The sequence below is a fragment of the Nocardioides sp. YIM 152315 genome, assembly GCF_029210375.1.
GTDB lineage: Bacteria > Actinomycetota > Actinomycetes > Propionibacteriales > Nocardioidaceae > Nocardioides.
Genome location: NZ_JARGER010000048.1, coordinates 62,855 through 80,663, shown reverse-complemented (window position 1 = coordinate 80,663; position 17,809 = coordinate 62,855). Strand labels below are relative to the sequence as shown.

Genomic DNA, 17,809 nt, shown 5'->3' with positions numbered 1-17,809 from the left:
CGTGAGGGTCCCGGCAGTCCGGGACGGCCCGTCGTCACGCCGAGTCCCGTCCGGCGCCGGGTCGACACCGACACCACCCAGGACGGGAGCGGGGGACCCACGTCTCCGGGTCGCGTGACGACCCTCGGGGTGCAGCCGCCACTGGCGGCCGGGCACGACTCCGCCCGAACCCGACAGCTAACTCCGCAGGCGTCGAGGAGATCACATGCGCATGCGCACTCTCGCGTCCGCGGCCGCCCTGACGGCGGCCACCTTGACCCCGGTCGTCGCCGTCCAGGCGCCGGGTGAGGCCGCCACCAAGCGCACCTGGGAGCGCCTGGCCCACTGCGAGTCCGGCGGTCGCTGGCACATCAACACCGGCAACGGCTACTTCGGCGGCCTGCAGATCAGTCCCGGCACCTGGCGGGGGTACGGCGGCCGCCGGTTCGCCCGCCTCCCGCACGGCGCCACGAAGCGCGAGCAGATCAAGGTCGCCGAGCGGATCAAGCGCGGGCAGGGCTGGGGCGCCTGGCCGGCCTGCACCTCGCGGCTCGGCCTGCGCTGATCCGCACCGCAGCTGTAACGGGGTGTTGTGGCGTCTTCCGGCCCGTTGTGACGGGTCAGCAGAGGTCACAACACCCCGTTACAGCTCGTGGGTGAGGGTCAGCCGCGCAGGCGGCCCATCCACTCCTCGACCTCGGTGGAGGTGCGGGGGAGCGCGGCGGACAGGTTCGTGGTGCCGTCGGCCGTGACGAGGATGTCGTCCTCGATCCGGATGCCGATGCCGCGCAGCTCCTCGGGGACGAGCAGGTCGTCCTCCTGGAAGTACAGGCCGGGCTCCACGGTCAGCACCATGCCCTCGGCGAGGGTGCCCTCGGCGTACGCCTCCGGTGCGGCCTGGCCGCAGTCGTGCACATCCATGCCGAGCATGTGGCTGGTGCCGTGCAGGGTCCAGCGGGCGTAGACGCGGCTCTCCGGGTCGAGCGCCTCCTCGACCGGGACCGGCAGCAGCCGCAGGTCGGCGAGACCGTGCGCGAGCACCTCCATCGCCGCGTTGTGACCGGCGCGGAAAGGCTCCCCGGGACGGAGTGCGTCGATGCCGGCCTGCTGCGCGGCGTACACGAGGTCGTAGAGGTCTCGCTGCAGATCGGTGAACCGGCCGTCGACCGGCAGGGTGCGGGTGACGTCGGCGGTGTAGAGCGAGCGGTTCTCGACACCCATGTCGAGGAGGACGAGCTCGCCCGGCGTGATCGGGCCGGTGTTGTCGATCCAGTGCAGCGTGGTCGCGTGTCGGCCGCCTCCGACGATCGAGTCGTAGCCGATGTCGTTGCCCATCGCCCGGGCGCGACGGAAGAAGGTGCCCTCGATCCAGCGCTCGCCGAACTCGAGCACCCGGTCCCATTCGCGGACGGAGTCCTCGAAGCCGAGCGTGGTGATGTCGCAGGCCTCCTGGAGCTGGGCGACCTCCCAGTCGTCCTTGACCAGGCGCAGCTCGGAGGCGACCCGGGCGAAGTCGCTGTCGCGGGTCTCGTCGGCGGCGATCATCCGGTCGACGTGGGTGGAGATCCCGCGCAGGACCCGGGTCTTGCCCGTGCCCTGGAGCGCCCGGTCGAGCTCGTCGATGTGCCGCACCTCGAGCCCGAGCGAGTCGGACATCTCCCGCAGGGACGGCCGGCGGCCCGCCCACAGCTCGCCGTACTGCCGATCGCGGAAGAACTCGTCGGTCTCGCGTGAGGAGCGCGGCCGCGCGTAGAGGACGGCCTCGGCGTCGGCGACGACCAGCACGGCGTCGCTGGTCTGGTTGCCGGAGAAGTAGGTGTGGGCGGTGTCGGGCCGGAACCGGTAGTCGGTGTCGTTGGCGCGCACCTTGTAGGTGCCGGCAGGCAGCACCAGCCGCTCGCCCGGGAACGCCTCGGCCAGGCGCTGTCGGCGCAGCGCCGCGGGGCCCGCGACGCCGGCGCGCGGCAGGTCGAGCTCACGCTCGCCCCAGCCCTCGCGCATGAACGCGGCGTACGCCGCCGGCACCGCCGGGTCGTGGGACTCGGTGTGGGGCTGGGTGGTGTCGTTGTCGCTCACGTTCTGGTCCACGCGGCCACTGTACGCCGACGGGCGCCGTCGCCCCGCGGGCGCGTGACCGGTCGCGGGGGCCGCCACCGATAGGCTGCCGCCATGCCCGGAAGCCGCCGTGTCAGCGCCGCGTCGTCGGTCGCGTTCACGGTGGTGGTGACCCTGCTGGTGGTCGTCGGCGCGCTCGTGATCCTGGCGATCCTGGCACTCTCGGGGGCGCCGAGGAGCGTGGTGCTCGCGACCGCGCTCGCGGCCGTCCCGGTCGGGCCGATCGTCGCCTGCTACCTCTGGCTGGACCGCTACGAGCCCGAGCCCCGCGCCCTGCTGGCGGCGGGGCTGCTGTGGGGCGGTTTCGTCGCGACCGCGGCGGCGATCGTGCTGCAGGGCATCGGTGGCGTCGTGGGCGGGTTCACCGACCGGCAGACGCTGGAGATCGTCGCGCCGGTCACCGAGGAGGCCAGCAAGGGCCTCTTCCTGGTCCTCCTGCTCTGGTGGCGGCGGGCCGAGCTCGACGGCGTCCTCGACGGCATCGTCTACGCGGGCATGGTGGGCGTCGGATTCGCGTTCACCGAGAACATCCTCTACCTGGCCGCGGCGTACAACGGCACCGACGGGATGGGTCCGGGCGGCGTCGACGCCGTGACCGCGACGTTCGTGCTGCGCTGCCTGATCAGTCCCTTCGCGCACCCGCTCTTCACGACGTTCCTGGGGATCGGCGTCGGCCTGGCGGTCAGCTCTCGCGGGAGCGGGCGCGTGCTCTGGCCGGCGGCCGGGTACGTCGCCGCCGTGGTCGCCCATGCCGTCTGGAACACGTCCACCGCCTCCGGCCTCGGCCACTTCGCCGTCGCCTACATCGTGCTGATGGCGCCCGCGCTGGTGTCGGTGATCGGACTCGCCGTGTGGTCGCGGCGCTCCGAGCGTCGGATGCTCGCGTCGGCGCTGTCGGACGCAGCCGCGCGCGGCCTGGTGCCGGCGACCGACATCGGGTGGGTCGTCGACCTGTCGGCGCGGCGCCGCAGCCGCGCCTTCGCGCGGGAGCGGGCCGGACGCGCGGGTGAGCGCGCGATGCGCGACTACCAGCAAGCCGCGATCGAGCTCGGCTTCCTCCACTACCGTTACCTGCGAGGCACCCCGCCGCCGGACTACGCGGCGCGCGGCGAGCAGTTCCTCCAGAGGATCGATGCCCTCCGGCCGTCGATCGCCTTCCCCGGACAGGTGGTACCCACGAGATGACGGCGTCCGCCGACCGCGACTCCCGCATGCTGACCGCGCTCGTGCGACTGCACGACGCGTTGCAGGCCGCTCCGCTGCCCCTCGACGTAGCGGGCGCGGCGGAGCTCCGGGGGTCGCGTCAGCAGCTGATCGACCAGCTCGAGGACTACGTCCTTCCCCGGCAGATGACCATCGAGGCGCCGTTGCTCGCGGTCGTCGGCGGCTCGACCGGTGCCGGCAAGTCCACGCTGGTCAACTCCCTCGTCGGCCGGCGCGTCACCAACCCCGGCCTGCTGCGCCCGACGACTCGTTCGGCGGTGCTGGTGCACCATCCCGACGACGCCCAGTGGTTCGGCCAGGACCGGTTGCTGCCCGACCTGGTGCGCGTCCAGGAGCACTCCGACGATCGGCACGCTCTCCAGCTCGTCGCGTCCGACACGCTGCCGCCCGGGCTCGCGATCCTCGACGCGCCCGACGTGGACTCGGTCGAGGAGGACAACCGCAGGCTCGCCACGCAGCTGCTGGCGGCCGCGGACCTGTGGCTCTTCGTCACCTCGGCGGCGCGCTACTCCGACCAGGTCCCGTGGGAGCACCTCAAGCGGGCCGCGGAGCGGTCGACCGCGGTGGCGATCGTCCTCGACCGGACGCCTGCCGACGCCGTGACGACCGTGGCGGCACACCTGGCCCGGATGCTCGCCAGCCGCGGGCTCAAGGACTCCCCGCTCTTCACCGTGCCGGAGTCGACCGTCTCGCCGGAGGGGCTGCTCGACGCCTCCGCCGTCGCCGACGTCCGGGCGTGGCTGGTCTCGCTCGCCGAGGACTCCGACGCCCGGTCGGCGGTCGTGCGCCAGACCCTCGACGGCACAGTGCGCAGCCACGCCCGCCACGCGCACACGATCGCCGACGCCGTGTCCCACCAGATCGCAGCGGAGGCGGGGCTGCGCGACGCCGCGACCGCGGCGTACGACGAGGCCGCGCAGCGTGCGGTCGCCGCGGCCACCGACGGCACGCTGCTGCGTGGCGAGGTGTCGGCGCGGTGGCGGGAGTTCGCCGGCACCGGTGAGCTGCTGCGCTCGCTCGAGGGACGCGTCGGCCTGATCCGCGACCGCCTCGTCAGCGCGGTCAAGGGCACCGGCCAGCAGGCAGACCGGGTCGCGGTCGCGATCGAGTCGGCGGTCGAGCTGATGGTGCTCGACCACGCCGAGCGGGCGGCCGCGACCGCCACCGCCGCGTGGCAGGAGCTGGGCACGGCCCGCTCCCTGCTCGCCGCCACCGACGACGACCTCGCGCGCGCATCCCGCGGCCTGCGCCGCGGCGTCGAGGCGGAGGTACGCGCCTGGCAGCAGCACCTCACCGACCTGGTCAAGGCGGGCGACGCCGACCGGCGCACCGCCCGCTACCTCGCGTACGGCGCCCGCGGACTGGCCGTCACGCTGGGGGTGCTCGTGCTCGCCGACCGCGCGCCCGAGGGCGCGACGGGCGGGGCAGAGGTCGGCCGGCCCCTGCTCGACGCGGTCTTCGGCGCCGAGTCGGCAGCCACCCTAGTGGCCCGGGGCCGCGGCGACCTCGAGCGCCGCATCGGGTCGCTGTTCGACTCCGAGCGGCGCCGTCACCTCGGCCTCCTCGACGGGCTCGGGATCGACCCCGACGCCGACCGCCAGGTGCGTGACGCCGCCCGCAGGGTCGACGACCGGCGCTTCGAGCAGAGCCGCCGCGACGAGACGCCGCTCACCCGCGAGCAGTAGGACGTGCCTCGGGGCGCGGGCCGTGCCCTAGGCTGGGCGTGCAACGAGTACGCCGGCGACGCCCCGCTGCGGGCGGGTCAAGGGAGAACATGACGTCCTTGCTCGAGGGGACCGACCGACTGGTCACCCGTGGTACCGACATCGGTTCCCGCATCGACGGTCTCGACGACGCGGCCAGGGCCGCGCGGGGTCGCATCGACGACTCGCTCGTCGACGACTGCGCCGACGTGGTCGAGCGCGCCGCCGGGCGACTCCGGCTGTCGGCCGACCACACGGTGGTCGGCATCGCCGGTGCGACGGGTTCGGGCAAGTCGTCGACGTTCAACGCCCTCACCGGCCTCGAGCTGTCCGCGGTCGGCGTACGTCGCCCGACGACGTCGTGGGCCAGCGCCTGCGTCTGGGGCCGCGACGGTGCCGACGAGCTCCTCGACTGGCTGGGCATCCCGCCGCGACACCAGACCACCCGTGACTCCATGCTCGACAGCGGGCGCCGCGACCAGCAGGCCGAGCTCGACGGCGTCGTGCTGCTCGACCTGCCCGACCACGACTCCACCGAGGTCTCCCACCACCTCGAGGTCGACCGGCTGATCGCACTCGCCGACATCCTCGTGTGGGTCGTCGATCCGCAGAAGTACGCCGACGCCGCGATCCACGACCGCTACCTCAGACCGGCGGCCGAGCAGCAGGACATCATGCTCGTGGTGCTCAACCACATCGACACGGTGCCCGAGGAGCGTCGGCAGTCGATGCTCGACGACATCCGCCGGCTGCTCGACCAGGACGGGCTGGAGCGCGTCCCGGTGCTGCCGGTCAGCGCCCGGCTCGGCACCGGCGTCCCCGAGCTGCGCGCGGAGATCGCGCGCCGGGCCGACGAGAAGAAGGCGACCCGTGGCCGGCTCGACGCCGACATCCGCGCTGTCGCCGGCAGGCTCGCCGAGGCCAACGGCGACGCACCTACCCGGGTCGTCGAGCCCGCGCGGGTGGCGGCGCTCGACGACGCCTTCGCCGAGGCCGCCGGCGTGCCCGTCGTCGTCGACGCGGTCAACAGGTCGGTGCGCCAGCGCGGCTACCGAGCCACCGGCTGGCCGGTCCTGGGCTGGGTGTCGGGCATCAAGGCCGACCCGCTCAAGCGCCTCGAGCTCGACCTCGGTGCGGAGGGCCGCCAGCTCAGTGGCCGCGCTCGCACCGCCCTCCCGGAGGCCACCCAGGTGCAGCGCGCCCGGGTCGACGACGAGGTGCGCACCTTCGCCGACGAGCTCACGTCGGGGATGACCCCGCCCTGGGTCACGGCCGTGCGCCGGGCCGCGGCATCGCGACTCGACGAGCTCGGCGACCGGCTCGACCAGGCCCTGGCAGGCACCGACCTGGGCGTCGCGAAGCTCCCCGCTTGGATCACCCTGGTGCGCCTCCTGCAGTGGCTGCTGCTCCTCGCCGCGCTGGCGGGCCTCGGCTGGACCGGCGCGCTCGCCGGCATGGGCAAGCTGCAGGACAACGACACCCCGCAGGTGCTCGGCGTGGCCGCCGCGCTCGTGCTCCTCGTCGGTGGCGTGGTCCTCGGCATCGTCCTCGGCGTGGCCGCCCGGATCGCGGTCGCCAGCGCCGCCCGCACCCGGTCCCGCCAGGCCGACGAGCGCCTGCGCGACGCCGTCAACGAGGTCACGCACGAGCTGGTCGTCGAGCCGGTCGAGGCCGAGCTCGCGGCGTACGCCGCCGTCCGCGCGGGCGTCGGACGCGCGCTGGCCTGAGGTCCCCGCGCAGGCAGCGCCGCGGGAGCTTCGTCGGACAGGGCCGAGCCGCTTTTCGTCCACAGGTCGTCTTGCGACCGCGTTCTCCCCAGGCTCGCTCCGACCGGCCCCTCGCTGTCGGCGCCGCCCCGTTGTCTCGAACCGTCCACCTGGATCGAGACAAGGAGACCCACATGTCCGACAGCACCATCACCATCCGAGGCTGGCTCGGCGGCGACGTCGCGCTGCGCACAGCCGCCGGCGTGCCCGTCGGGAACTTCCGGCTGGCGTGCACGCCGCGGAAGTTCAACCGACGCACCGAGTCGTGGTCGGAGGGCCAGACGCAGTGGTACACCGTGAACGTCTGGCGCGGGCTCGCCGAGAACTGCGCCGCGTCGCTGCGCCGGGGCGACCCCGTCGTCGTGCACGGCCGGCTGGAGACCCGCACCTACGTCAACGCCGACAACGTCGAGGTGCTGACGTTCGAGATTGACGCCGTCCACGTCGGTCACGACCTCAGCCGCGGCACCAGCCAGTTCACCCGCGCCCAGCCCGCCGAGCCGGCGTCGACGACGTCCGGTCCGGGGGAGGAGGTGACGCCGGGTCAGGCGGCGTAGGCGCCCGCGTCGACGACAGCCCGGGGCGGCGCATCCGACCGTGACGGCGCCCTCGACGGGGCCGCTGCCGCGGCCCCGATCGGGGCTCAGCGTGCCCGGCGCACTAGGGTCGGGACCATGGCGGATTATGTCTTCACGCTGCGCAACGTGCGCAAGGCCCACGGTGACAAGGTCGTCCTCGACAACGTCACGCTCTCGTTCCTGCACGGTGCCAAGATCGGCGTCGTCGGACCCAACGGGACGGGCAAGTCGTCGCTGCTCAAGATCATGGCCGGGCTCGACCAGCCCAACAACGGCGACGCCATCCTCGACCCGGACGCCACGGTCGGCATGCTCCAGCAGGAGCCCCCGCTGAGCGAGGGCAAGACGGTGCTCGAGAACGTCGAGGAGGCAGCGGGGGAGATCAAGCGCAAGCTCGACCGCTACAACGAGATCTCCGAGCAGCTCGCCGACCCCGACGCCGACTACGACTCGCTGCTCGCCGAGATGGGCGACCTGCAGACCGACCTCGACCACGCCAACGCCTGGGACCTCGACAGCCGTCTCGACCAGGCGATGGACGCGTTGCGCTGCCCGCCGCCCGACGCGCTGGTCGACAACCTCTCGGGTGGCGAGCGCCGCCGCGTCGCGCTGTGCAAGCTGCTGCTCCAGCAGCCCGATCTGTTGCTGCTCGACGAGCCCACCAACCACCTCGACGCCGAGTCGGTGCAGTGGCTGGAGGGCCACCTCGCGTCGTACCCCGGCGCCGTGCTGGCCGTCACCCACGACCGGTACTTCCTCGACAACGTCGCGCAGTGGATCCTCGAACTCGACCGCGGCAAGACCCACCCCTACGAGGGCAACTACTCCACCTATCTGGAGACCAAGAAGGACCGCCTCAAGATCGAGGGTCAGAAGGACGCGAAGCGCGCCAAGATGCTGGAGAAGGAGCTGGAGTGGGTGCGCTCCAACCCCAAGGCCCGGCAGGCCAAGAGCAAGTCGCGGTTGGCCCGCTACGAGGAGATGGCCGCCGAGGCCGACCGCGCCCGCAAGATCGACACCTCCGAGATCAACATCCCGGCCGGTCCTCGCCTGGGCGACGTGGTGCTCGAGGCGAAGGGCCTGGCGAAGGGCTTCGAGGGTCGTCCTCTCATGCACGACCTGTCGTTCTCCCTCCCGCGCGCCGGCATCGTCGGCGTCATCGGGCCCAACGGCGTCGGCAAGACCACCCTCTTCCGGATGATCACCGGCAGCGAGACGCCGGACGGCGGGGAGCTCAACGTCGGCCAGACCGTGAAGATCTCGTACGTCGACCAGAGCCGCGGCGGGATCGCGCCCGACAAGAACGTCTGGGAGGTCGTCTCCGACGGCCTGGACTTCATCAAGGTCGCGAACTTCGAGATGAACTCCCGCGCGTACGTCGCGTCGTTCGGCTTCAAGGGACCCGACCAGCAGAAGAAGGCCGGCGTCCTCTCCGGCGGCGAGCGCAACCGTCTCAACCTCGCGCTGACGCTGAAGATGGGCGGCAACCTGCTGCTCCTCGACGAGCCCACCAACGACCTCGACGTCGAGACGCTGTCGTCGCTCGAGGACGCGCTGCTCGACTTCCCGGGCTGCGCGGTGGTGACCTCCCACGACCGCTGGTTCCTCGACCGGATCGCCACCCACATCCTCGCCTGGGAGGGCGACGACGAGGACGACGCGAAGTGGTTCTGGTTCGAGGGCAACTTCGCGGCCTACGAGGAGAACAAGGTCGAGCGCCTCGGCATCGAGGCCGCCCGCCCCCACCGGGTCACCCACCGGCGCCTCACCCGCGACTGACCGGCCTCAGCGCGGTCGAGCCATTTCGGCTCTTCCTACCTGAGGTGGGGTGAGCGAGGCCGCCGCCGATGAGGAGCATGCGTAGCCGGTAGTGCTCGCGGTTGCGGAAGCCGCGGGCGACGCGGCGGTGGAGTTCGATGAGGCCGTTGATCGCTTCGGTGCAGCCGTTGTTGGCGCGGCCGGTGTCAAAGTAGGCCAGGAACGCCTCGCGCCACTGCTTCAACGTCTTGCCGAGCCGCTTGATCTCCGGGATCGGGCAGGTGGGCAGCGACCGGATGAGTTCCTCGGCGATCCGCCGGCCCTCGACCGGGCTCGTGGCCTTGTAGGCCGATCGGAGCTTCTGGGCGCACAGCCCGGCGACGAGGACTTCGTCGTGGCGCTCGTCGGCGGCGATCGCCCTGTCGAGCCGGGCTCGTTGCCGGCCGGTGAGCTTCTCGGCGCCGCAGCGCAGGATGGTGCGGATCCCGTAGAGCGGGTCGCTCTTGCGGCCGCGGTGGCCGTGGATCTCCTGCTGCACGCGGCGGCGGACCTCGTCGACGGCTTGGGTGCCGAGCTTTCCGACATGGAACGCGTCGAGCACCGCGGTCGCGTCCTCGAGCTGGTCGTCGATGGCGTTCTTGTACCCGTGGAACGGGTCCAGGGTCGCGACCTCGACACCGTCACGAAAGTCCTCGCCACGTGCGGCGAGCCAGTCGCTGTACGCCTTCCCCGACCGACCCGGGACCAGGTCCAGCAGCCGCGCCTTCGGCTTCCCGGACTCGGGATCTGGGGTGAGGTCGACCATCCCGGTCAACAGCTTGAGGCCGCGGCCGCCGTCTTCGATCGGGAACTCGGAGACGTGGTGCCACACGTGCTCGTCCACGCCGAGGCGCTTGACGCCGGTGAAGCGGGTTTCGTCGTCGGCCGTCTCCTCCAGGAGCGGCTCGATGGAGGTCCACACCGTGTTCCAGGTCGTCCCGAGTTGCCGGGCGATGCCGCGGATGGAGGCGTGCTCGCGGCGGATCTGGTTGATCGCCCACCAGCACGCCCGCGTCGTCAACAGGGCACGTGGACGAGCGACCTGGTCGTCTTGCTCGGTGAAGACCTTGATCGGGCACGACGGCTCCCCGCACCGCCAGGTCCGCTTACGCCACACCAACTTCACCGGCCGGTCGAAGCAGGGCGCGTCGACAAGCGTGACGTCGCGGCGGCCGTGGCTGTGCGCGATCACCCCGCAAGTCGTGCAGCCCATCGGTGCCGGCAGCGACTCCACCCCCACCGTCAGCAGGCCGACCCCATCCGCGTCGTGGCCGAACTCGACAGCGGTGACGTGCAGGCCGCCGAGCCCGACGAGCAGATCACAGCGGGAGCAGTAGGGGTCGTGATGGCAGCGCGCAGCAGAACGCGCCGTAGGCTCGGACAACGTCGAGGCCTTCCGGCTTGGGTGCTTGGTCGCTCCCGATCTTGGAGGCCTTGACCCCTCTCACCCGGCGTTCACGCCGCCACCGGCGCGCCGCTCATCCCCACCGCAACTCGGAAGAGCCCCAATTTCGGGCACCACCTGTCCGTTCTCGGAGCGCGATCCAGTGGTCGCAACTATGGTCGCCGGATGCGAAGGCTCCGCTTGGTCACCGCCCTGCTCGGCATCCTGAGCGTCGCCGCCGGACTCGCCGCTACGCCGATGCCGGCGCAGGCACGGGCTCAGGCGGTGCGCCCGGCGGCGCTCGCCACGCCACCGAAGACCCCACCGGGTGTCGTCGTCACCCATCTGCCCGCGGTCAAGGGTGGCGGCGACTACGCGGAGGGCACGGCGGTCACGGTCGACGAGAAGGACAGGGTGCTGGTCGCCGGCGTCGACGGCAACGACGTGCTCGTCCTGCGCTACCGGCCCAACGGCCGCCTCGACCGCGCGTTCGGTCGGAAGGGCATCGCCCGGGTCGCCGTCGCGACGCCTCGGCAGGAGGCGGCCGCCGGCGCGATCTCGGTCGACGACCGGGGCCGGATCCTCGTCGCGGCCACCGGCAACGCCTATGCCGTCGGGCGCTCGAAGCTGGTGGTGCTCCGGCTCGGCCAGAGTGGTCGGCTGGACCGCAAGTTCGGTCGGCACGGCCGCTACACGCGGCCGCGGAGCTCCGCGAGCGACGTCGTCAGCACGGCGTCGGGCGGGATCGTGGTGACCGGGCGCAGCCTGCGGCCGTCGGGGGCACTGGTGATCGGACTGACCTCGGCCGGCCGCGTCGACCGGGGCTTCGGAGATGCGAAGGGCATCACCCGCTTCTCCGTCTACGGCAGCCAGGAGGGGGTGGTCGTCGGGACGTCCGCGGGGTCGGTCGTCGTCGACGCCGAGGGCCGCTACGTGGTCGAGGTCGGAGTCTTCCGGGGCATCGGGCAGCCCGCCGAGAACGGCGTGGCGCGGCTGCTGCCCGACGGGCGGCTCGACTCGTCGTACTACGACGGCGGCTACCACACCGAGGTCACCTACGGGCCGCGCGGCTCCGACGTCATGGGGGACGGGCTGGCGCTCCGGTCCGACGGCTCGGTCGTCAGCGGAGGCGGGGTGGCCGGCCGCTTCGCGCTCCTCGGGTACGACGCGGATGGTGCGCCCGGCGGTCTGCTCGCCACCACCGATCTCGCCGCCGGGCAGGACGAGCGCTCGACCGCCGTCGTCGCCGACGCCGCCGGTGGGATCGTCAGCGTCGGGTACACCGGCCGCCGGGTCGGCGTGGTCCGCTATGTCGACGGCCGAGCGGACACCGCCTTCGCCGGGAAGGGCGCGCTGGTGAGGGCGCTGCGCGGCTACCAGCAGGCGCGTGCGTACGCCGTGGCGGTCGACCGCGCCGGTCGGGTGGTGGTGGTCGGCACGGCGACGCCGCGCAACTACCGGCTCGGGCAGGGCATCCTCGTCATGCGACTCACCGAGTCCGGACGCCTCGACAGGCATTGGCACGGCTGAGCTGGCCGCTCCGACGCCGGCACCCCCGCGGGCCGGCGCTCATGCGTCCTTCACGCGGATCTCCATCTCGGGGTGGGCCGCCACGAGGTTGTCGGAGACCGCGTTCATGACGCGGCCGATCGCGAGGAAGTCCTCGTGCGTGGCCAGGTCGACCAGGTGCTCGCGCACGCCGCCGACGTGGATCGGTGCGGTGCGGGCCAGGAGGTCGTAGCCCTTCTCGGTCATGCTCGCGATGACGCCGCGGCCATCTTCGGGCGAGCTGCTGCGCTCGACCAGGCCGGCCTTCTCCATGCGGGTCACGGTGTGCGTGACCCGGCTGCGACTGTGGGCGAGGGCGTCGGCGAGCTGGGCCATCCGCATCTGTCGACCCTCCCGCTCCGAGAGCCGGACCAGGATCTCGTACTCCACGAGCGAGAGCGCGCAGCAACGGCGCAGGTCGTCGTCGAGGCGGTCGAGGAGCAGGGTCATCCCCATGAGCAGCGCGCGCCAGGACCGCTGCTCCTCCTCGTCCAGCCACGTGGTCTGGCCGTTCCCCGAGTCGATCACCCTTCGCACTATAGGGCGGGCTGTCCGAGGGATGACGCACGATGGGACCCATGAGCGAGCCGACGACTGTGTCGCGTGAACAGGTGCTGCGATTCCGGGTGGCGGCGCAGCAGCTCGACCGCGAGGGCATCCACGGCGACGCCGCGATCCTCGACCTCGGGGTCCAGGACACCGGCCCCGACGGCGCCGCGTGGGCGCTGGCGATCCGCGGCGCGGAGCTGCCGGCGGACGACCTCGTCCTGGCCTGGACGCTTCGCGGTGCACCGCACGCCTACCGCCGGCCCGAGGCCGCGCAGGTGGCGGCCGCCGTCGCGCCGTGGAGCGAGGCCGACGCCTCGAAACGGATCTTCGACGCCGCTCGACAGCTCAAGAAGGCCGGCATCCCGGTGCTCGACGCGCTGGACCACATCGCGGGGGAGATGCGCGACATCGCCGCGACGCCCGTCGTGAAGGGCGACCTGTCTGCGGCGCTCACCGAGCGCCTCGACGACCCCTACCTGCGCTGGTGCAACCCCTGCCGGGCGACCCACACCTACGAGCAGCCGTTCCGTCTCGCCGGCCTGCAGGCGGGGCTGGAGCTCGAGCCCGGCACGTCGCCTCCGGTGCTCCACCGCATCCCGCGCTGGCGCGGAGCGGCGAAGCAGGTGCCCGAGCACCTCGACCCGGTGCGCGCGGTGCTGAGGTTCCTCGGCCCAGCGACGCCGAAGCTGGTCGCCGGGTACGTCGACAGCACGGTGCGCGACGTCCGGGGACGCTGGCCCGAGGACGTCGTGCCGGTCGAGGTAGACGGCGTCGGGCTCGATGTGCTGGCCGCCGACCTGGATGCGCTGACCGACCCGCCACCGGCTCGCGGCGTACGCCTGCTCGGCCCGTTCGACCTCTTCCTCCAGGGCCGCGACCGTGAGCTCGTCGTCCCCGACGAGGCGGCCCGCAAGGATCTCTGGCGCACGCTCGGGCGCCCCGGGGGAGTGCTCGTGGACGGCGAGGTGGTGGGCAGCTGGCGCCCGCGCAGCAGGGGGAGGAAGGTCCAGATCGCGGTCACGGTCTGGGATGGCAGCGGTGTCCCGGACGGGGTCGAGGAGCAAGCAGAACGCCTGGCCGCGTTCCGCGGCCAGGCGTTCTCGGGGTTCAGCGAGGAGTGAGGGTCAGAGGCGCTCGAGGATGAGCGCCATGCCCTGGCCGCCACCGACGCACATGGTGATCAGGCCGGTGGTCTTGTCGTGCCAGTCCAGCGAGTTGAGCATCGTGTTCTGGAGCCGGGCGCCGGTCATGCCGAACGGGTGGCCGACCGCGATCGCGCCGCCGTTGACGTTGAGCCGGTCGAGGTCGATGCCCAGATCCTGGTAGGACGGCACGACCTGTGCGGCGAACGCCTCGTTGATCTCGACGAGGTCGATGTCGCCGATGCTCATGCCGGCGTTGGCCAGCGCCCGCTTGGTCGCCTCGACCGGGCCGAGCCCCATGATCTCGGGAGAGAGGCCGGAGACGCCCGTCGAGACGATCCGGGCCAGCGGCTTCAGGCCGAGCTCCGCGGCCTTCGTGTCCGACATGATGACGACCGCCGCGGCACCGTCGTTGAGTGCGCAGCAGTTGCCCGCGGTCACGACGCCGTCGGGACGGAAGACCGGCTTGAGGTCCTTGATGCCGTCGTAGGTGACCCCGGCGCGCGGGCCGTCGTCCTTGCTGACCACGGTGCCGCTCGGGGTCGTCACCGGGGTGATCTCGCGCTCCCAGAAGCCGGCGTTGATCGCCTTCTCGGCGAGGTTCTGTGACCGAACGCCGAACTCGTCGAGCTCCTGGCGGCTCAGCCCGCGCAGCTTGGCGACGTTCTCGGCCGTCTGGCCCATCGCGATGTAGACGTCGGGCAGCAGCCCGTCCTCGCGGGGGTCGTGCCAGCCCTGGCACCCCTCGGCGGTCTTGTCGGTGCGCGCCTTGGCCTCGTCGAACTCGTGGTTGTGGGTGTCGGGCCAGTGGTCCGAGGTTCCCTTCGCGAAGCGCGACACGGTCTCGACGCCCGAGGAGACGAAGACGTCGCCCTCGCCGGCCTTGATCGCGTGGAACGCCATCCGCGTGGTCTGCACCGACGAGGAGCAGTAGCGCGTGATCGTCGCGCCGGGCACGTCGTCGAGCCCGTTGAGCACGTTGACGACCCGGGCCATGTTGTTGCCGGACTCGCCGCCGGGCAGGCCGCAGCCGAGGTAGTGGTCGTCGATCGTGGTCGGGTCGAGGGCGGGGATCTTGTCCAGCGCGGTCTTGACGATGAACGCCGTGAGGTCGTCCGGACGGAACTCGGTCATCGAGCCCTTGTTGGCGCGGCCGATGGGGGTGCGGGCCGCGGAAACGATGACTGCCTCGGGCATGGGTCTCCTTGAGGACGAGGGCGTGCGGGTCGGTGCTGCTACCGGGCCACAGTAGACCGAGTTCCAGTTCCGTCTCGTGCGGCGTTGGTCACGCGCCCGCGGCGGGCGTTGCCTCGCCGGCGAGCGACGTCCCGAGCAGCTCCAGCGAGCGGGTGAGGAACCCGCGGCGCGACCGCGCCGGCTTGAGCAGGGCCGCGAGCAGGATGCCGTCGTACGACGCCACCAGGGCCTCGGCGCGCTCCTCGCTGTGCTCCTTGCCGGCCGCGGACATGATCTCCTCGACCAGCGTGACCAGCCGCGAGCGGTGGTCGGCGAGGAGTCGGGCGAGCCCCGCGTCCCGGCTCGCGGCCATGGTGAGCTCCAGTCGCGCGACGAGCAGTTCGCGCTGGTCGAGCCACCGCAGGAAGAGCTCCAGCGCGGCCTCCACACCGGTCTGCTCGTCGGGTCCGCAGGCGCGCATCTGCTCGGCGAGCCGGTCGACGTCGGCGAGCAGGGCATGGGCGACGTACTCGGTGAGCGCCGCCTGGAGCGCGCTGCGGGTGCGCCAGTAGGCCGAGCAGCTGCCCTCCGCGAGACCGGCGCGGCGGTCCACCGCCCGGTGGGTGAGGCCCTTGAGACCCTCGTCGGCGATCACGTGCAGTGCGGCGTCCAGCAGCTCCCGGCGGCGCGGGGAGAGCGCGACCGGCGCGGTGACCCCTGCGGTCCGGGTGCTCGGCACATCGCTCCTTCGCCACGGCTGTGACTGGTGACACTACTCCGCGCGCTTGTCCCGGCGGCGGCCCGGGAGTAGCTTCTACATCAGTAGAGAACTACAGATGTAGAAAGGTCTCGGCATGACCCTCGTCAGCAGCACCCTCGTCGCCCTCGCGATCGCGTTCATCGTGCTCGCCGCGGTCCTGGCGGCCGTCTCCGTCGGCGTCATCGCGGACTTCGTCGTGACCAACCGCCGCAGCCGCCTCGCCCGGCGGGAGTCGTTCCGCAGCTACTACCGCGGTCTCGTCGCCAGCCACTGAGGGCGGGACCGACGCCCGCGTCTGGCAGCATCGGGCACGTGCGGCACCGCTATGAATGCCCGATGCGCTGGGCCGACATGGACCTGCTCGGGCACGTCAACAACGTCGTCTACGTGGACTACCTCCAGGAGGCCCGCGTCGACATGCTCCGCACCCACGGGCCCGCGGCCAGCACCGGCGCGCTGGCCGAGGGGGTGGTGGTCGTCCGGCACGAGGTCACCTACGTCTCGCCCCTGCACTTCGGGTTCCGGCCGGTCAGCATCGAGTCGTGGGTGACCGAGATCCGGGCCGCGGCGTTCACGATCTCCTACGAGATCTTCCACGAGGACGCCGCCGGCGACCGCAGGGTCTACGCGCGCGCCAAGACCGTGCTCACGCCGTACGTCTTCGCCACCGAGCGCCCCCGCCGGCTCGGGGACCGCGAGCGCGAGTCGCTCTCCCTCTTCCTCGAGCCCGAGGAGCCCGCTCCGCGCCCGGCGCTCGCGATGCGACCGGACCACGCGCTCCACTACCCGGTGCAGGTGCGCTTCTCCGACGTGGACGTCTACGGCCACGTCAACAACGTGAAGTACTTCGAGTACTTCCAGGAGGCCCGGATCTCCGGCTTCGCCCGGATCTGGGAGGGCCTCGACCACGTCTCGCTGGTCGTCGCGCAGACCGACGTCGACTACCGCGTGCCGATCCTCTTCCGGCCGGAGGCGTACGACGCGTGGAGCTGGGTCGCCCGCGTCGGGCAGCGCTCGGCGACCATCGAGTCCGTGATCGGCGACGGCGACACCGTCCTGGCGCGCGCCCGCGTGACGATCGTGTTCTTCGACGGCGCCACCGAGCGCTCTGTGGCGCCCGCGGACGCCTATCTCGACCGGCTCAGGGCGCTGCAGCCGGGCTGACCGGTCACTCGAACGTGTTGACCATGAACTGGGCGGCGTGCGTGACGTAGTCCCAGAACTGCTGGTCCTGCTCCGGGGTCAGGTCCACCTCGTCGAGGCCCGCGCGGAAGTGGCGGAGCCAGTGCTCCTTCGCGTCGGGGGTGACGGCGAACGGCGCGTGCCGCATCCGGAGCCGCGGGTGGCCCCGGTTGTCCGAGTACGTCGTGGGGCCGCCCCAGTACTGCACCAGGAAGTGCAGGAAGCGCTCCTCGGCCGGTCCGAGGTCCTCCTCGGGGTACATCGGCCGGAGCACCGGGTCCTCGGCGACGCCCTCGTAGAACTTCGAGACGATGCGCCGGAACGTCTCGAAGCCACCGATCTCCTCGTAGAACGTCACGCGTCCATTCTGACGGTGCCCCGGTGAGGCTCCGACACCGGCGTGCAAGACTCGCGCCGAAGGTCTTCCGAGCACACACGCACCCCACTGCACGAGGAGTGATCAGCACATGGCCACGACCCGCACCGCCACCACGCACTGGGAGGGCACCCTGTTCGAGGGCGCCGGCCAGGTCACGCTGGAGTCCTCCGGCGTCGGCACCTACGACGTGTCCTGGCCCGCGCGCGCCGAGGAGGCGAACGGCAAGACCAGCCCCGAGGAGCTGATCGCGGCCGCGCACTCGTCCTGCTTCTCGATGGCCTTCTCCAACGGCCTCGCCAAGGCGGGTACGCCGGCGACCTCGCTCGACACCCGGGCCGCCGTCGACTTCACGCCCGGCACCGGCATCACCGGCATCAAGCTGACCGTCCGGGGCGTCGTCGAGGGCATCAGCAACGAGGACTTCGTCGCCGCCGCCGAGGCCGCCAAGGAGGGCTGCCCGGTCAGCCAGGCGCTCGCGGGCACCACGATCACGCTGGACGCCGCGCTGTCCTGACAGTCGGCGCAGC

General features: G+C 72.2%; 17 protein-coding genes and 1 riboswitch. Of the genes, 11 read left to right on the top strand and 6 right to left on the bottom strand.

Translation table 11 applies throughout. From position 1 onward, the window contains the following. The first annotated feature begins 61 nt into the window (after nucleotides 1-61). Nucleotides 62-207: riboswitch (cyclic di-AMP (ydaO/yuaA leader) on the top strand. Next, on the top strand, nucleotides 206-544 hold the full coding sequence (locus PZ894_RS22735) for a transglycosylase family protein (protein ID WP_275748299.1): 339 nt from the start codon (nucleotides 206-208) through the stop codon (nucleotides 542-544). It overlaps the preceding riboswitch by 2 nt. Nucleotides 545-642: 98 nt before the next feature. On the opposite strand, the gene PZ894_RS22730 is transcribed toward PZ894_RS22735, so the two are convergent. Next, entirely contained in the window at nucleotides 643-2,067 is a 1,425-nt protein-coding gene (locus PZ894_RS22730; RefSeq protein WP_275748297.1) for an aminopeptidase P family protein, read from the bottom strand. A gap of 81 nt (nucleotides 2,068-2,148) precedes the next feature. Between PZ894_RS22730 and PZ894_RS22725 the strand changes: the two genes are divergently transcribed. From PZ894_RS22725 to ettA, 5 genes are all read left to right on the top strand, one after another. Further along, nucleotides 2,149-3,279 carry a PrsW family intramembrane metalloprotease gene (locus PZ894_RS22725; protein ID WP_275748295.1) on the top strand — a complete coding sequence of 377 codons (1,131 nt, stop codon included), beginning with the start codon at nucleotides 2,149-2,151 and terminating at the stop codon, nucleotides 3,277-3,279. Beyond that, a complete protein-coding gene (locus tag PZ894_RS22720) occupies nucleotides 3,276-5,003 on the top strand; it encodes a dynamin family protein (RefSeq protein WP_275748293.1) in 1,728 nt (575 codons plus the stop codon). Before PZ894_RS22725 ends, PZ894_RS22720 begins: the two co-directional genes overlap by 4 nt. Before the next feature lie 89 nt (nucleotides 5,004-5,092). Then, the gene (locus tag PZ894_RS22715) at nucleotides 5,093-6,748 is read left to right on the top strand and encodes a GTPase (protein ID WP_275748291.1); all 1,656 of its coding nucleotides are present in this window, start codon (nucleotides 5,093-5,095) and stop codon (nucleotides 6,746-6,748) included. Nucleotides 6,749-6,921: 173 nt separating this feature from the next. Next, nucleotides 6,922-7,344 (top strand): single-stranded DNA-binding protein, encoded by a 423-nt coding sequence (gene ssb, locus PZ894_RS22710; RefSeq protein ID WP_275748290.1) that lies wholly within the window; start codon nucleotides 6,922-6,924, stop codon nucleotides 7,342-7,344. 117 nt (nucleotides 7,345-7,461) lie between these two features. Continuing rightward, complete coding sequence (ettA, locus tag PZ894_RS22705) at nucleotides 7,462-9,144, top strand: energy-dependent translational throttle protein EttA (protein WP_275748288.1); 1,683 nt, start codon at nucleotides 7,462-7,464, stop codon at nucleotides 9,142-9,144. On the opposite strand, the gene PZ894_RS22700 is transcribed toward ettA, so the two are convergent. Continuing rightward, complete coding sequence (locus PZ894_RS22700; protein ID WP_275748287.1) at nucleotides 9,131-10,546, bottom strand: ISL3 family transposase; 1,416 nt, start codon at nucleotides 10,544-10,546, stop codon at nucleotides 9,131-9,133. The two genes, ettA and PZ894_RS22700, sit on opposite strands and share 14 nt — an antisense overlap. Nucleotides 10,547-10,732: 186 nt before the next feature. Here PZ894_RS22700 and PZ894_RS22695 point away from each other — a divergent pair, with 186 nt between their 5' ends. After that, nucleotides 10,733-12,076 carry a hypothetical protein gene (locus PZ894_RS22695; protein WP_275748286.1) on the top strand — a complete coding sequence of 448 codons (1,344 nt, stop codon included), beginning with the start codon at nucleotides 10,733-10,735 and terminating at the stop codon, nucleotides 12,074-12,076. A gap of 39 nt (nucleotides 12,077-12,115) precedes the next feature. On the opposite strand, the gene PZ894_RS22690 is transcribed toward PZ894_RS22695, so the two are convergent. After that, nucleotides 12,116-12,622, bottom strand: a complete 507-nt coding sequence (locus PZ894_RS22690; RefSeq protein ID WP_275748284.1) for a MarR family transcriptional regulator — start codon at nucleotides 12,620-12,622, stop codon at nucleotides 12,116-12,118. A 50-nt stretch (nucleotides 12,623-12,672) separates the two neighbouring features. Between PZ894_RS22690 and PZ894_RS22685 the strand changes: the two genes are divergently transcribed. Next, entirely contained in the window at nucleotides 12,673-13,764 is a 1,092-nt protein-coding gene (locus tag PZ894_RS22685; RefSeq protein WP_275748282.1) for a winged helix DNA-binding domain-containing protein, read from the top strand. A gap of 3 nt (nucleotides 13,765-13,767) precedes the next feature. On the opposite strand, the gene PZ894_RS22680 is transcribed toward PZ894_RS22685, so the two are convergent. Together PZ894_RS22680 and PZ894_RS22675 are read right to left on the bottom strand one after the other, a co-directional pair. Further along, nucleotides 13,768-14,982 (bottom strand): acetyl-CoA C-acetyltransferase, encoded by a 1,215-nt coding sequence (locus tag PZ894_RS22680; protein WP_275748281.1) that lies wholly within the window; start codon nucleotides 14,980-14,982, stop codon nucleotides 13,768-13,770. Nucleotides 14,983-15,070: 88 nt separating this feature from the next. Further along, nucleotides 15,071-15,700: a TetR/AcrR family transcriptional regulator gene (locus tag PZ894_RS22675; RefSeq protein ID WP_275748280.1), complete on the bottom strand. Its 630-nt coding sequence runs from the start codon at nucleotides 15,698-15,700 to the stop codon at nucleotides 15,071-15,073. Between the two features lie 115 nt (nucleotides 15,701-15,815). On the opposite strand from PZ894_RS22675, the gene PZ894_RS22670 reads away from it, so the two are divergent. Both PZ894_RS22670 and PZ894_RS22665 read left to right on the top strand, forming a co-directional pair. Further along, on the top strand, nucleotides 15,816-15,995 hold the full coding sequence (locus PZ894_RS22670; RefSeq protein ID WP_275748279.1) for a hypothetical protein: 180 nt from the start codon (nucleotides 15,816-15,818) through the stop codon (nucleotides 15,993-15,995). 62 nt (nucleotides 15,996-16,057) lie between these two features. Next, entirely contained in the window at nucleotides 16,058-16,885 is an 828-nt protein-coding gene (locus PZ894_RS22665) for an acyl-CoA thioesterase (RefSeq protein WP_345799169.1), read from the top strand. 4 nt (nucleotides 16,886-16,889) lie between these two features. Here the strand turns inward: PZ894_RS22665 and PZ894_RS22660 are convergent, their stop codons facing one another. Then, nucleotides 16,890-17,261, bottom strand: a complete 372-nt coding sequence (locus PZ894_RS22660) for a globin (RefSeq protein ID WP_275748277.1) — start codon at nucleotides 17,259-17,261, stop codon at nucleotides 16,890-16,892. A gap of 109 nt (nucleotides 17,262-17,370) precedes the next feature. Here PZ894_RS22660 and PZ894_RS22655 point away from each other — a divergent pair, with 109 nt between their 5' ends. Then, nucleotides 17,371-17,796 (top strand): OsmC family protein, encoded by a 426-nt coding sequence (locus tag PZ894_RS22655; RefSeq protein WP_275748275.1) that lies wholly within the window; start codon nucleotides 17,371-17,373, stop codon nucleotides 17,794-17,796. Nucleotides 17,797-17,809 lie beyond the last annotated feature (13 nt).

Excerpts from the sequence above, each read along its gene's own strand:
- ssb (WP_275748290.1), top strand. The coding sequence starts at position 6,922 with ATGTCCGACAGCACCATCACCATCCGAGGCTGGCTCGGCGGCGACGTC.
- PZ894_RS22670 (WP_275748279.1), top strand. The coding sequence starts at position 15,816 with ATGACCCTCGTCAGCAGCACCCTCGTCGCCCTCGCGATCGCGTTCATC.
- PZ894_RS22665 (WP_345799169.1), top strand. The coding sequence starts at position 16,058 with ATGCGCTGGGCCGACATGGACCTGCTCGGGCACGTCAACAACGTCGTC.
- PZ894_RS22725 (WP_275748295.1), top strand. The coding sequence starts at position 2,149 with ATGCCCGGAAGCCGCCGTGTCAGCGCCGCGTCGTCGGTCGCGTTCACG.
- PZ894_RS22720 (WP_275748293.1), top strand. The coding sequence starts at position 3,276 with ATGACGGCGTCCGCCGACCGCGACTCCCGCATGCTGACCGCGCTCGTG.
- PZ894_RS22680 (WP_275748281.1), bottom strand. The coding sequence starts at position 14,982 with ATGCCCGAGGCAGTCATCGTTTCCGCGGCCCGCACCCCCATCGGCCGC.
- PZ894_RS22695 (WP_275748286.1), top strand. The coding sequence starts at position 10,733 with ATGCGAAGGCTCCGCTTGGTCACCGCCCTGCTCGGCATCCTGAGCGTC.
- PZ894_RS22685 (WP_275748282.1), top strand. The coding sequence starts at position 12,673 with ATGAGCGAGCCGACGACTGTGTCGCGTGAACAGGTGCTGCGATTCCGG.
- ettA (WP_275748288.1), top strand. The coding sequence starts at position 7,462 with ATGGCGGATTATGTCTTCACGCTGCGCAACGTGCGCAAGGCCCACGGT.
- PZ894_RS22735 (WP_275748299.1), top strand. The coding sequence starts at position 206 with ATGCGCATGCGCACTCTCGCGTCCGCGGCCGCCCTGACGGCGGCCACC.
- PZ894_RS22715 (WP_275748291.1), top strand. The coding sequence starts at position 5,093 with ATGACGTCCTTGCTCGAGGGGACCGACCGACTGGTCACCCGTGGTACC.
- PZ894_RS22655 (WP_275748275.1), top strand. The coding sequence starts at position 17,371 with ATGGCCACGACCCGCACCGCCACCACGCACTGGGAGGGCACCCTGTTC.